12 protein-coding genes are annotated in these 13439 nt (G+C 61.9%); 10 read left to right on the top strand and 2 right to left on the bottom strand.

Annotated elements, in window-relative coordinates; translation table 11 throughout:
• Positions 1 to 31 precede the first annotated feature (31 nt).
• From OKW28_RS13875 to glnA, 7 genes are all read left to right on the top strand, one after another.
• On the top strand, positions 32 to 577 hold the full coding sequence (locus OKW28_RS13875; RefSeq protein ID WP_429446355.1) for a phosphatase PAP2 family protein: 546 nt from the start codon (positions 32 to 34) through the stop codon (positions 575 to 577).
• Between the two features lie 179 nt (positions 578 to 756).
• Positions 757 to 2373 carry a methyl-accepting chemotaxis protein gene (locus tag OKW28_RS13880; RefSeq protein WP_429446358.1) on the top strand — a complete coding sequence of 539 codons (1617 nt, stop codon included), beginning with the start codon at positions 757 to 759 and terminating at the stop codon, positions 2371 to 2373.
• Positions 2374 to 2533: 160 nt separating this feature from the next.
• Positions 2534 to 2659 (top strand): zinc ribbon domain-containing protein, encoded by a 126-nt coding sequence (locus tag OKW28_RS13885; protein ID WP_409340077.1) that lies wholly within the window; start codon positions 2534 to 2536, stop codon positions 2657 to 2659.
• Between the two features lie 472 nt (positions 2660 to 3131).
• Positions 3132 to 4223 carry a hypothetical protein gene (locus OKW28_RS13890; protein ID WP_429446360.1) on the top strand — a complete coding sequence of 364 codons (1092 nt, stop codon included), beginning with the start codon at positions 3132 to 3134 and terminating at the stop codon, positions 4221 to 4223.
• Between the two features lie 238 nt (positions 4224 to 4461).
• The gene (locus OKW28_RS13895) at positions 4462 to 5628 is read left to right on the top strand and encodes a radical SAM protein (RefSeq protein ID WP_429446361.1); all 1167 of its coding nucleotides are present in this window, start codon (positions 4462 to 4464) and stop codon (positions 5626 to 5628) included.
• A gap of 312 nt (positions 5629 to 5940) precedes the next feature.
• Positions 5941 to 6144 carry a hypothetical protein gene (locus tag OKW28_RS13900; RefSeq protein WP_429446363.1) on the top strand — a complete coding sequence of 68 codons (204 nt, stop codon included), beginning with the start codon at positions 5941 to 5943 and terminating at the stop codon, positions 6142 to 6144.
• A 101-nt stretch (positions 6145 to 6245) separates the two neighbouring features.
• On the top strand, positions 6246 to 7751 hold the full coding sequence (gene glnA / locus OKW28_RS13905; RefSeq protein ID WP_429446366.1) for a type I glutamate--ammonia ligase: 1506 nt from the start codon (positions 6246 to 6248) through the stop codon (positions 7749 to 7751).
• 62 nt (positions 7752 to 7813) lie between these two features.
• On the opposite strand, the gene OKW28_RS13910 is transcribed toward glnA, so the two are convergent.
• Positions 7814 to 9256 carry an anion permease gene (locus OKW28_RS13910; RefSeq protein ID WP_429446368.1) on the bottom strand — a complete coding sequence of 481 codons (1443 nt, stop codon included), beginning with the start codon at positions 9254 to 9256 and terminating at the stop codon, positions 7814 to 7816.
• 103 nt (positions 9257 to 9359) lie between these two features.
• Between OKW28_RS13910 and OKW28_RS13915 the strand changes: the two genes are divergently transcribed.
• Genes OKW28_RS13915 through OKW28_RS13925 form a run of 3 tightly spaced genes read left to right on the top strand, consistent with a single transcriptional unit; the run spans position 9360 to position 12929 of the window.
• The gene (locus OKW28_RS13915) at positions 9360 to 9998 is read left to right on the top strand and encodes a 4Fe-4S dicluster domain-containing protein (protein ID WP_429446370.1); all 639 of its coding nucleotides are present in this window, start codon (positions 9360 to 9362) and stop codon (positions 9996 to 9998) included.
• A gap of 16 nt (positions 9999 to 10014) precedes the next feature.
• Positions 10015 to 11664: an FAD-binding protein gene (locus tag OKW28_RS13920; RefSeq protein WP_429446372.1), complete on the top strand. Its 1650-nt coding sequence runs from the start codon at positions 10015 to 10017 to the stop codon at positions 11662 to 11664.
• Positions 11665 to 11684: 20 nt separating this feature from the next.
• Positions 11685 to 12929, top strand: a complete 1245-nt coding sequence (locus OKW28_RS13925; RefSeq protein WP_429446374.1) for a complex I 51 kDa subunit family protein — start codon at positions 11685 to 11687, stop codon at positions 12927 to 12929.
• Positions 12930 to 13061: 132 nt separating this feature from the next.
• Here the strand turns inward: OKW28_RS13925 and OKW28_RS13930 are convergent, their stop codons facing one another.
• Positions 13062 to 13412 carry a hypothetical protein gene (locus OKW28_RS13930; RefSeq protein ID WP_429446376.1) on the bottom strand — a complete coding sequence of 117 codons (351 nt, stop codon included), beginning with the start codon at positions 13410 to 13412 and terminating at the stop codon, positions 13062 to 13064.
• Between the last annotated feature and the right edge of the window lie 27 nt (positions 13413 to 13439).

Here is a 13439-nt window from a genome sequence, read left to right on the forward strand (position 1 = left end):
GGGGAGCCCTAGCTTCGCACTGAGGCGGCGCATGCCGCGAACACCGCCTCGGACGGGCAAATTGCTAGCAAACGTTGTCTGCGCCTCATTTGTTGTCGCTTGCCTCAATTATTCTGACCTTCCGCTTCGACTGGCGGATATCGATTACATCTATAGCGCCGAACTTCATCTGCAGTTCGCGAGCGGCGCGACCCGGGCTGCGCAGTTGTCAGACTGGAGTTCGTTCCCAAGCGATCACGCCATGCTATGGATGGCCATCGCCACCGGCATCTTCCTCGTGTGGCGGGGCATCGGCGTGCTGGCGCTTCTCTACACCGCGCTCTTCATTTGCCTTCCGCGGGCCTATCTCGGCTTTCACTATCCGACCGATTTGTTGGTAGGGGGCGCCGTGGGCATCGTGATTACCTTGGTCCTGACTCGAGATACGATCCGCGCGCGCTACGCGACCCCGGCGCTGCGATGGATCGAACGCCATCCGGGACCTTCTGCAATGCTGGCCTTCATTTTATGTGTCGAACTCGTCACGCAGTTCGAAGAACTGCGTGCTCTGGCCTGCGGAGTGTTCAAACATCTATGACCCGCGCGGAGCGCCACGGCGCATGCCGATATTCTTCAGGTTCGCCTGGCGCCGCCTTTCAGTGAGCCGAGATTAGCGAGCACACTCTATTGCCATCTCATGCAATATTCTGTCTAATGAATTCAGAATAAAACGTCCGATTTATTCGGCTCGCTGACTTAGTCGACGGGGTTCACTTCATGTACTCTCTGCTGCCGCTCAAGGCCCAGGTGCGCCGTCACGCGCGAACGCTCGCCGGGTATTTTCCAGCTCCATTTTCACGCGACGAATCAAGCAGTGTCGACATCCTCGGTGTCATGACCCCCAGGTTGCTGAACGGGAACACCCTGCTGAACCTCAACTACGGCGAAGTGGACCGCTTCACCGGCAAAACCCGCGCGACGGGCACGTTATTCGTCGCAATTGGCGACGACTTCGTGCGCGTCGCCACTTCGGTCAAAAGGCAAACCGGCGAGCGGGCCGTGGGCACGGTACTCGACCGCTCGCATCCCGGCTATCGGATGCTGCGCGGGGGGCAACCCTACACCGGTTACGCGACGCTATTCGGCAAGCAATACATGACACGGTACGAGCCGATCCGGGACAGTTCTGGCGAGGTAATCGGCGCGCTGTATGTCGGCCTCGACGTCAGTGAGGAGTGGAACCTGTCGATCGGAGCCAGACTCGCGCTGCTTACCCTGGCCGCCAATACCGTACTTCTGCTGGGCTATGGTCGGCTGCTGGAGGCCGTGATCCCCCCCGACCGATCGACCCCGGGAGCGGCGTTGCCAGCTTTCCTGCAAACCGGGGTGATCGGCTTCGGGCTACTCGGCGCGCTGCTGGTCAGCGCGCTGGTCTTTGTGACGACCCGGCGCGGTCTCGGCATGCAACTGCTCGAAGCGAAGGCCGCCGCCGAAAAACTCGCGGCCGGCGATTTGACCGCGCAAGTTCATGTCAGCCGGCGCGACGAACTGGGCCAGTTGATGCAGGCAATGAACGGCATCAGTGTCGGTTTGGCCTCGGTAGTCGGCAACGTCCGACGTGCCTCCGATATGATCGCGCTGGGCGCGCGCGAAATTGCGGCCGGCAACGCGGAGCTTTCGTCCCGCACCGAGGCGCAGGCTGGCTCGCTCGAGGAAACCGCGTCGACGATGGAACAATTGACGGCGATGGTCCGCGCCAATGCCGAACGCGCTTCGCACGCCAACCAACACATCGCCTCGGCCTCCGATCTCGCGGTCAAAGGCGGCACCGTGGTGGGGCATGTGGTGACCACCATGTCGTTGATCCGCGGCAGTTCCCACAAGATCGTCGACATCATTAGCATGATCGACTCAATTGCCTTTCAGACCAATATCCTGGCTTTGAACGCGGCCGTCGAGGCAGCACGCGCCGGCGACCAGGGACGCGGCTTTGCGGTCGTCGCAGCCGAGGTGCGCAGCCTGGCCCAACGCAGCGCCATGGCCGCCAAGGAAATCAAGGCGCTGATCACCGACTCGGTCGGCAACGTCAATGCAGGCGGCGAACTGGTCGACCAGGCTGGCCGGGACATGACCGAAATCGTCACGGCTGTCGATAGTGTGGTCACCTTGATGGGTGAGATTACCCACGCGAGCAACGAGCAAAGTACCGGCATCGGCGAAGTCAACCGCGCGATCGGGCAGATGGACGAGATGACCCAGCAGAACGTTGCCCTGGTGGAGCAGGTGGCAGCCGCGGCAGCCAGCATGCAAGAACAGGCGTCCACATTGGAAGATGCCGTGCAGGTATTTCGGCTGGTAGGCGACGGGCAAACTGACATTCGCCCCATACGATGAGCGCTGCGCGCGAGGTGCACGCAGGCGTTTCTCGCACTTTCCTGCACTAGAATGGGTTATTGCCGACGTCGTAGATGTATCTTGTCAGCCCGACGTGCGGGATTCTCTTTGGAGGAATGCCATGCCGACTTACCGGTACAGGTGTGAGAAGTGCGGTGAGATGTTCGAACATGCCGAGCATCTTGCTGAACATGAAAACGCTCATCCGGCTTGCCCAAAGTGCGGAAGCGAGAAGGTTCTGCATATACCCACGCCATTTGTGCCGAAAACCTCCAGAAAGAGCTGAAACCTGTCTGACCGGGCGACGGCAAAATCCGGGCCATTTGCAGCCGTTGCCCATGCTTTCGCGCGGACATTCGTGCGTCGGTTCTGCCCTGCCGGCGGATCTTCGCTCGCCGATCCTGTCGTCGCCCTGGGGGATGGCGTAAGCCGGTTGCCGACTGTGTGGCGCAGTCGAGTCCCGTAACAACATTTCTGTAGGCAATCCATCCGGTCAAATGGCATAAGCCATAGACGCTAATCGCGGTAAATGGCGTCCACCTGGATCAAATGCACCAAAGCGACAGGAACGAAATCCGCCGCGAATTTGAATAAGATATATAGCGCGGCATTCACGTTCAATTTCGGCTTAACGCGGGGAATTGAAAAGGCATAGCTCGAGGAATTCCAGTTGAAGAACGCGCCAATTCCGCCAACTTGCGCGAGAGCTTGATTGCGGTATACCAATTTTCGATTCAAACCCACTTTGTGAGGTCGAGATGAAGATCGGATTCGGTAGAGCATTCAGATCGCTAGACGTTGATCACCTGCTGTATGCGGACATTTGGAACCTGTTAGCAAGCACCAAACCAACCGCAAGCAAACCACACGGCGAGGGCACGTTCGCCGTTCCCTACCAACCCCTTGGAATTGGCGACTGGTACTGGTTAAGCCAACAGCCGGTGGGTGAAGAAACCGTTTTTATCAAGGTGGCAGACCGGCTAATTGCGAAGTGGGGCGGAGCGGCAAAAGGTTTGAAGAGCTACACGTCGGACGTGACTGAAGTTCCGCCTGAACTCTTCGAAGGCGAAGTCGCCATGGCGACTTCGCACGTGGTAACCGCAGGCGAGTCGGCTGATAAGGCGCGCGGATTCGACCCGAAGGCGCAGACGGTCTACACCCGCAAGGCACGGCGGGTCGCGAAGGTTTATTCGACAGCGGCCACCAAAGCGCGGCAACTCCTGTGGGGGCAAACCAGCGGCGACGACGACGCGGTCGAATTGGCCAACACGATCGCGGGACTGCTGATCAGCGAGGGAGGCGCCGACCGGGATAAGTCAGGAGGAGGCGTTTTCATGGCGACCTTCATGCTGCTCGACTTGATTGAGAAGCAAATATGCTATGGGCTAAACGGCCAGTACTATACCTGGGCGTCTATGTTGATGCATGCCGGCGCGTCAGACGCGCAACCCGCTCCGGACGACATTCCAGGACGGAGCGCGAAATCAGGCCTCACGCGTAAGATGGCAAAGCATCCGATGGCCGGTTTCGGAACGGTCAATATGGGGAAGTCGATAGCCCAGAATAACGCCAATGAAGCGCGGAATCGCGTCATTTCGATTGCGACTGCGTGGTTGGCTAATTACCTGGCTGAACACGACACAGAGAGCGACTATAAGTACGTGTTTATCAGGAGCCTGAAACGGGATGTCACACCAAAAACGCCGACTCGTTTGAAATCCTATGCACATCTGCGAGACGTGAGCCGACTTGCGCTCCAGACTCGGGCCGTTTCAACCTCGTGCCTGCTTACGGGCAGCAAGACGAAGGAGATTGGGTATCTCGATGGGAGCGTGCAAATCTGGAAATAGACAGTGCGCGCTGCCGGTTTGACGGCGCGGTACGCATGATAGGCAACGTCATTTGCGCGTGGTTGCCGTTATGCGGTTGTTTAACTTCAACGGTGCGTAGTTTCCATCCGCTGACCGTCACGGGTCGGGGCGTAGGGGCGTAGGGGCGTAGGCTGGCGTAAGAATGGATCACGCGCAGCGCGTTGAGCGTATTCTATGAAGCTTCGTGCCGAATTCGTCGGCAGGCCGTGAGGGTCCCATGGATACGACAGAACGGATCATCAAGTGGCGCGATCAGCGGCATGCAGACGGTGTCGGCAGCGAACCGCGCAATCCGCTGCCCGCGGTGTGCGACGTATCGGTGACGAACGTTTGCAACGCCGCATGCGACTTCTGCGGGTTCTCTCGCGAGAAAAATCTGGCGGGGCCACGTCGCTATCTCGACCCTGATGAGTTCGCGCGCGCACTGCCGATCCTGCGCAGACGCCGGATTCGTTACATGACGCTGCAGGGAGGCGAGCCGCTGGTTCATCCCGAGATCGCATCGCTCGTGGCTTCGGCCACCAAGGCCGGCATGCAGTGCGGCGTGATCACGAACGGCTGGTTTCTTCCCCGCTACATCAAGCCACTGGCGGCGGCCGGCCTCAGGCGTCTGCTGATTTCCATCGACAGCGCGGACATGGGCGAGCATGAGCGCAATCGCGGTCTGCGCGGTCTCGAGGCCCGCATCCGCGAGGGCATCACTCAGGCCCATAGCTTCGGCATCGAGGTCTGCGCATCGATTACGGTGAGCCGACTGGTCCGTTACGAGTCGCTTCCCGAGACGCTCAATCGGCTTGGCTTCGATGCCGTCGTTTTTTCCTATCCACGGCGCGAGGCGTTTGGATCTACATCGCTTGTTTACGACGAAGAATCGAAACTCGTCGACCTGAACGCCGACGAACTACTCGAAGCGTTGAGCGCAATCGCGCGCCTCAAGAAGCATTTCCGTGTCATGGACCCGAGCGCTGCGCTGGCCGAGGTCGCGCGTTTCGTGCGCGGCGAACAGCAACTGGTTCCATGCATCGGTGGCAGCAAGTACTTTTATATCGACTGGAACCTCGATGTTTGGCGTTGCGAGGCGTGGCCTGAGCCGATGGGCTCCGTCTTCGACCTCGACCGCCTGCCCGATCAACGGCAACCCTGCAATGACTGCATGATGGGATGCTACCGGCATGCCAGCATTCTGATGCACGGTGCCGTCGCCGTGACCGACTCGGTGTACGCGCTGGGCAAGGGGCAGCTTCGGACTGCTGTCGGCTTGTTGTTCCAGCGCAGCGTTGCGTATTCGCTGTGGGCGCTTTCAGTGGAAGAATTACCTCGAGCGGCGCTCATCTCGTTCGCAAGACGGACTGGCCAACGCCGTTCCACGCCGCAAAGTGAATGAGCTCGATTTCCGCGACTGAGGTCCCGGCGGGGAGACGGCTCGCCCATTCGAACGCCCGTCCGCGTTACTGGGCCGGCGGAACCGCGCCTCCCGACAAGGTCTCGATGAGGGCTTTAGATGATTGCGGGCAAGCCGCTTTCACCGCCGAACCCATCGGCTGTGCTCGGCATCGGAAGCGAGAAAACTGTCATTGGACCGATTCCATTGCCTAAGATCAAGTTGCGCGCTCCGTGAGGAAAGCACCGCGGCTCGCGAACGGCTTTATTGTCGCGCTCCCCTTTTTCCGCGCGACTTTTCCACAAGGAGGTCACGATGAAATCAGAGGACAAGGGCGACGTGCGCGCTTTCGTGCAAACGGCCGAGCAGGGTGGCGAGCATGTCTGGGTAATCACGCTGGTCGACTTCGCGGCCCGTGAGGTCAAACGCTCGCTCGTTTCGGACGAGACGTATGCGACCTCCGCCGCTGCCAGAGATGCCGGCGTGGCTCATTTGAAGGCGCTGGAGCAAGACCGCTAGGTCCACGCACTGCCGCCTTGTTTTCGCGCGTGGACGTACTAACGTACTAACGTTGGACTATAAGTACACGGGCGGTAATGGGGCGGAAGAGGGCAAAGTTCATGGCCAGTACGCAAGGAACAACCGGATCGCCGTTTGCGGCGACCGTCGAAGCGGGCAGCTATCGCGTCACGCGACCACAAAGCGCAAGCGATGTGATCGGCCTGCTGCAAGCGCGCGATATTCAGATCGTCGATCTGAAATTCACCGACTTGCCCGGACTCTGGCAGCATTTTTCGATCACGCTTCCCGAGGTTCACGACGACCTGTTCAGCGCCGGCATCGGTTTCGATGGTTCATCGATCCGCGGCTTTCAGGAGATCCACGAGTCCGACATGCTGCTGCGGCCTGACCCGGCAACGGCCTTCGTCGACCCGGCTTGCGGCACGCCGACGCTGTCGATCATTTGCGACGTCGTCGATCCCGTGCTGCGGCAGCCGTATTCGCGCGATCCGCGCTACGTGGCGAAAAAGGCGGAGAACTATCTGCGCCAGACGGGCATCGCGACGACGTGTTATTTCGGGCCGGAACTCGAATTCTTCATCTTCGACTCCATCCGCTTCGGCCAGGATCAGCACTGCGGCTACTACTACGTCGAGTCGGGCGAGGGCGACTGGACCACCGGTCGCGACGAAGGCGCATACGGCGGTGGCAACCTCGGCTACAAGCAGCGCTACAAGGAGGGCTATTTCCCGGTGCCGCCTCATGACACGCTGCAGGAGATCCGCTCGGAAATCGCGCTGACGCTCCAGCAGGCGGGCGTACAGATCGAAGTGCATCACCACGAAGTTGCGACCGCCGGACAGAACGAGATCGACATGCGCTTTGCGACGCTGACCCGCATGGCCGACAACGTGATGATCTACAAGTACATCTGCAAGAACGTCGCGCGTCGGCACGGCAAGGTCGCAACCTTCATGCCGAAGCCGCTGTTCGCCGACAATGCGAGCGGCATGCATTGTCACCAGAGCCTGTGGAAAGACGAACAGAACCTCTTTTACGACGCGGGCGGCTGGGCGCTGACTTCGGACATGTGCCGCTGGTACATCGGCGGATTGCTCCAGCACGCACCCGCGCTGATGGCCTTCTGCGCGCCGACGACGAATTCATACAAACGCCTGGTACCCGGATATGAGGCGCCCGTCAATCTGGCGATGTCGCAGCGCAACCGTTCGGCCGCGGCGCGCATTCCGATGTATTCGGATTCGCCGAACGCGAGGCGCGTCGAATTTCGCTGTCCGGACCCGTCGGCCAATGCATATCTTGCTTTCGCCGCGATGCTGATGGCCGGCCTCGACGGCATTGAAAACAAGACCGATCCCGGCGCGCCGCTCGACCGCAACATCTATGATCTGCCGCCCGAAGAAGCGCGCAATATACGCCAGGTGCCGGGATCCCTCGACGCGGCGCTGGCGGCGCTCGAAACCGATAACACGTTCCTGCGCAAAGGCGATGTCTTTACCGACGACGTGATCCAGACCTGGATCGACTACAAGCGCAGCCGCGAGATCGACACCATCAAATTGCGTCCGCATCCATGGGAGTTTTATCTGTACTTCGATATCTAGAAGAACGAGGGAAATCGTCGCGATCTTTCGAAGCAGGCGCCGCGCAAGCGCGGCCTCAAAATTCAAAGCAGGATCGGCGCGCAAATCAGAAGAAACACAGCGATATAAATGACGCCAAAAATCAGCCCGAGTCTCCAGAAATCCCCCACGGGCAGATACCCGCTGCCGAAGTACACAGGGCTCGGCCCCGCTCCATACGGTGTCAGGATCCCCATGATCCCCAACGTCAGCGAGAGCATCAGCGCGAACGCCTCCATCGGCATGCCGGGAATCGTCGAGCCCACCGCCAGCATGACCGGCAGCATCGCCGTCGCATGGGCGGTGATGCTCGCGAACATGTAATGCGTGAAGAAAAAGATCAGCACGAGGACGATCGCGGCCGTCGTCGGCGGAAAGCCGGTCATGTGGGTCGATATCGTCGCGGCGAACCATTTGACGAAGCCGGTCCTGCTGAGCCCATCGGCGAGGGCGACGAGCGTCGCGAACCACACGAGGGTGTTCCAGGCCTGCTTGTTGGCGAGCATGTCGTCCCAGCTCACCACCCGGGTGATCAGCATCAACGCGATCACCATCAGCGCCGCGGTCGTGGGATTGACGTAGTCGTCCGCAAAGACCCACAGCGCGAGAGCGATCAGCACCAGCACGGCGAGCATGATTTCCCGCCTCGTGAGCGGCCCCATCTCCTTGAGCTGCCGGGCAGCCCAGGCTGGCACCTCGGCGCTATGCTTCACTTGCGGCGGATAAAGCACGTAGGTCAGCAGCGGTATGGCCAGCAGCAGCAAGATGCCCGCGGGCGCGAAGGCCAGAAACCACTGCGTCCATTCGAGGTCGACGTCGACCGTTTTCTTGACGAGTTCCGCGGCGAGCAGATTGGGTGCGAGCGCGGTGAGGAACATCGAGCTCGTCACGCAGGTCGTGGCGATAGCGGTCCACATGATGTACGAACCGATGCGCCGCGCAGACGGATCGTTCGGCTTCGAATCGTAAAGCGGCGGCAAACTGCGAATCACCGGAAAGATCGTCCCGCCGCTGCGGGCCGTATTGGAAGGGGTAAATGGCGCGATCACGGCGTCCGCCGCCATCACCGCATAACCGAGCGTGAGGGTCCGGCGACCCAGCGCCCGCACGAGCATCAATGCAATGCGCCGGCCGAGCCCGGTTTTCTCGTATCCGAGGGCGAACATGAAGGCACCGAAGATCAGCCACACCGTGCCATTCGAGAAACCTGAAAGCGCCCAGCTGAGCCCCGCGTTCGCGACGTTGAAACCGGGCTTGGCGAGTTGTGCGGGACTGAAGAACACCCACTCGCTGAATACAGCGACGAGCGTCACCGCGATGAGACCGATCGCGGCGCCCGGAATGGGCTCCAGCATCAGCCCGACGATCACGCCCGCGAAAATCGCGAAGTAATACCACGCGTGCTGCGCGAGACCGGGAGGGGCGGGAATCAGTGCGATCACGATCGCCACGATCAGCGGAGCGACGGCCTTCCAGAAAGTTTTCACGCCATGCCCCTTTCTCATAACCGTCCATGTGCTAAGGTTTATATGACCTTTTTGGCGCGTTCGCCAGTGAACTGTTCACGGCGGGCAAGGAGGGTGCGAGGCCATGGTTCGCGTGAGTATCGAAGGGCGCGAGATTCAGGCGCCGGGCAATTGCTCGATTCTGCAGGCCATGGGGCACGCGGGGCAGACCCTCGTCGAGGGTGTCGGCTGCATGTCCCAGGGCGTGTGCGGGTCGTGCCGTGTGATGGTGCGACGCAGCGGCGAGCAGGCAGTCCACACCGCGCTCGCTTGCGAGACCCTCGTCGAAGAGGGTATGCAGGTCGCCTTCCTCGATTACTTCACCGAATCGGAACGTCACCTGTATCGAATGGAAGATATCGGTGACAGCTGGCAGGCGCTCAGCAAGATCGCCGAGATCTTCCCCGAAGCATCGCATTGCCGTCATTGCAACGGTTGCGATCGCGCCTGTCCGAAGGGGCTGGACGTGCAGCGCGGCGTGAACCTGGCGGTGGAGGGCAATCTGGCCGCATCGAGCCAGGTGTTCGACGAATGCGTGATGTGCAACCTGTGCACGCTCGCATGCCCCGAGCATATCCGGCCCAACCATCTGGGTGTGTTCGTGCGCCGGATGATCGCGTCGCTTTCGCTGCGTCCGGCCAATCTGATGCGACGGCTGCAGCAGATCGAGAGCGGCGAGCTGAAGATCGACTTCGCTGCGCCGGGCGCGCAGCCGCCGCGCTGACCGGGGGCGAATCATCATGTCCGCCGGCATACCCTACGAAAACGCGCGCCAGCGCTACCGCCCCGGGATGGCGGCCACGGTCCGCGGCGATGACGTTCCGGTCGATGAATTGCTGAAGGCTTATCACCCCGATCATGGGCCGCATGCGCGCGTCACGCTGAGTGTCGGGGTCAATCGCGGCGAGCCGTGTCAGCCCGATCTCGCGCGGCACCTGCAGGCCAACGCGCTGATCGATGATGTCGATATCGCCGGCGCGCAGCTGATGACTACCGATGTGCTGGTGATCGGCGGCGGCGGTGGTGGCTGTGCCGCGGCGCTCACGGCGGCGAAGCAGGGCGCGCGCGTGATTCTCGCCACCAAGCTGCGCCTCGGCGACAGCAATACCGTGATGGCCGAAGGCGGAATCCAGGCGGCCATCGGCGAGGATGACAGCCCGCAACTGCACTTCGAGGACACGCTTCGCGCCGGACACTTCTGCGGCGAACCCGAACTCGTGGCCCAGATGGTGATGGACGGCCCCGACGTGATTCGCTGGCTGATCCAGCTCGGCATGATGTTCGATCTGGAAGAGGACCAGCCGCTCGGCGGCAATCTGATGCGCAAGAAGCCCGGAGGCGCATCGGCGGCGCGCATTCTGTCGTATCGCGACTATACCGGCCTCGAAATGATGCGCGTGCTGCGCGAGGCGGTGGACCTCGACCCGGGCATCGAATTGTGGAACCGCTGCCCTGTGGTCGAACTGCTGTCCGACGAGCGCGGCGGCTGCGCCGGAGCGGTGATCTACAACCTCGAGTGGCGTACCTTCGTGCTGGTGCGCGCGCGCGCCGTGATCCTCGCCACCGGCGGCGCGGGGCGACTGCACCTGAATTCGTTTCCGACCTCCAACCACTACGGCGCCACCGCCGACGGTCTGGTGCTCGCCTATCGGATCGGCGCGCGCCTGCGCGAGCTCGACTCGTTCCAGTACCATCCCACCGGCATCGCCTACCCGCACCATCTGGCGGGCGGTCTGATTTCCGAGGCGGCGCGATCCGCGGGGGCGAGACTTCTGAACGGCGAAGGGGAACGCTTCGTGGACGAACTCAAGCCGCGCGACGTCGTCGCATCGGCGATCCTGCGCGAGTGCGCTCAGGGCCGCGGGATCGAGCGCGACGGCCAGGTCGGCGTGTTCCTCGATACGCCGACACTCGAAATCGAGCATCCGGGCATTCTGGCCAAACGCCTCGTCACGCTTCGCCATCTCGCCCACAAATGCGGTATCGACGCGGCGCAGGAGCCGTTCCTCGTTTATCCCACGCTCCACTATCAGAACGGCGGCGTCGCCATCGACAAAGACGGCGCCACCAACGTCCCCAGCCTTTTCTGTGTCGGCGAGGTGACGGGCGGCATCCACGGCCGCAACCGCTTGATGGGTAACGCGCTGCTCGACATTCTGAGCATGGGGCGCCGTGCCGGCGCGAAGGCCGCTCAATCCAGCGAGTGGGTGATGGCGAACCGCGCCGGAATCGGTCACGTGCACGCGTGGCAGAGAGAGCTGACGCTGGCGGGACTGCCGCTTCACGTGAAGGCGCCGCAGCTCTTTCCCGCCTATGCCCATTTCGATCTGCGAGTCGATGCGGGATTGCGCGCCAGCGCACGCGGTCGCATGATCGGCGGCATCCGGTGAGGCGAACCACGGAGCACGCGATGCAAATGCTGAATCAATGCTTGATGAGGGACGATTTCCGCGTCGGTGCCGACCTCGATGCGTGGTTCGCGCGCGGCGGCGGCGAGGGACTCGCCAAAGCGCTCGAAGACCCGGGGGCGATCCTCGCCGAGATCGCCCAGGCCGACCTGCGTGGAATGGGAGGCGCTGGCTTCCCCGCACATCGAAAGTGGGCGCCGGTCGCGGCCGCCCCGGACGGCGACAAGTACGTCGTTTGCAATGGCAACGAAGACGAGCCGGGCACCTTCAAGGATCGCTTTCTGCTCGAACACACACCGCATCAGGTGATCGAGGGCGCGCTGATCGCCGCGGTGGCGACGCGGGCCAACCATGTCGTCTTGTACGTGAATCCGCATCAGACGGGGTCTCTCGCCGCGACTCGCGAGGCGGTCGAGCAGTGGTCGGGGCACGCGCAATTCGCCGCTATCGAGCGTTGGATCGGTGCGCCGGTGTCGCTTGGCGTCGTGCCTGGCTCGGGGCTCTACATCGGCGGAGAGGAGACGGCGGTAATCGCCAGCGTCGAAGGTGGCTTTCCGTTTCCACGGCGCAAACCGCCTTTCCCGGCCGAGCAGGGCGTGCACGGCGCACCGACCATCGTCAACAACGTCGAGACGCTGGCCCACGTACCCGGGATTCTGCGCCACGGCGCGCAGTGGTACCGCGACCTCGGGGTGGGGAACGCCGCCGGAACCAAGCTCTATTCGCTTTCCGGCGACGTGCTGCGTCCCGGCCTGTACGAACTGCCGATGGGCACGAGCCTGGAGACGCTGGTGTTCCAGCACGGCGGCGGCATGCTGCAGGGCAAGGAGTTCAAGGCGGTCTTCACGGGCGGCCCATCCAACACGCTGCTGACGAAGCGCGATCTCGACGTTGCACTGGACTTCGACTCGGTACGTCAACGCCGTTCGCGTCTGGGGACGGGCGCGATGATCGTGGTGTCGGAAGGCACGAGCATCGTGCGCAAAGTCGCGGACTACGTGAACTTCTTCGCTCAGGGTTCGTGCGGCCAGTGCCCGCCATGCAAGGGCGGAACGTTTCAGATGATGCGGCTTCTCAACCGGCTCGACACGGGCCGCGGTGTGCGTGCCGATCTGGATGCACTGGAGAACCTGTGCCGCCTTCTTCCCGGCAGCGGGCGTTGCGGTTTGATCGACGGCGCGGTGACGGTGGTGGAGAGTTCCATCGACCAGTTCCGCGCGGAATATGAAGCGCTACTGATGGCGTAGGCCGGATGAGGATTGCCGCTCGTGGCGACATTTCGCCCGACATCGGAATTCTGGGTGACAGCGAAGTGCGGACGTTGCTACGTCGCAAGCTCGGTCATGGCGTGAGAGCGATTGACGGCGAGCGTCTCGCGACTAATCGTCCGCGAAAAAACGGCCGATGAAAGAACAGCCGGCCGCCAGCGCAGCGCCCAGCGCCGCGACCGTATAAGCGAGCCTGGCACCGTGCCACAAGCTATCGAACCATTGATGCAACTGCGCCATCAGCACTGCCGCGTTGCCGCCGATTTGCTGTAGCTCGATCTGATAGCGCGGATCGATCATGCCGTACATCGCGACCGCGCTATCGGGCGGCGGCACGCTCACGTAGATGAGCACCGCGGCGATCAGGCTGACGACCAGGATCGCCGCGCCGGTGAGATAGAGCCGCTTTTGCAGCGGCGAGCGTTGGTTGGAAGAAGGTGCGTCGTGGTCGTTGCCGTTCATCGTTGCGTAGGTGGGTGCCGTCGTTGA

It is taken from the genome of Paraburkholderia sp. 40, from assembly GCF_050434105.1.
In the GTDB taxonomy this organism is placed as follows: domain Bacteria; phylum Pseudomonadota; class Gammaproteobacteria; order Burkholderiales; family Burkholderiaceae; genus Paraburkholderia; species Paraburkholderia tuberum.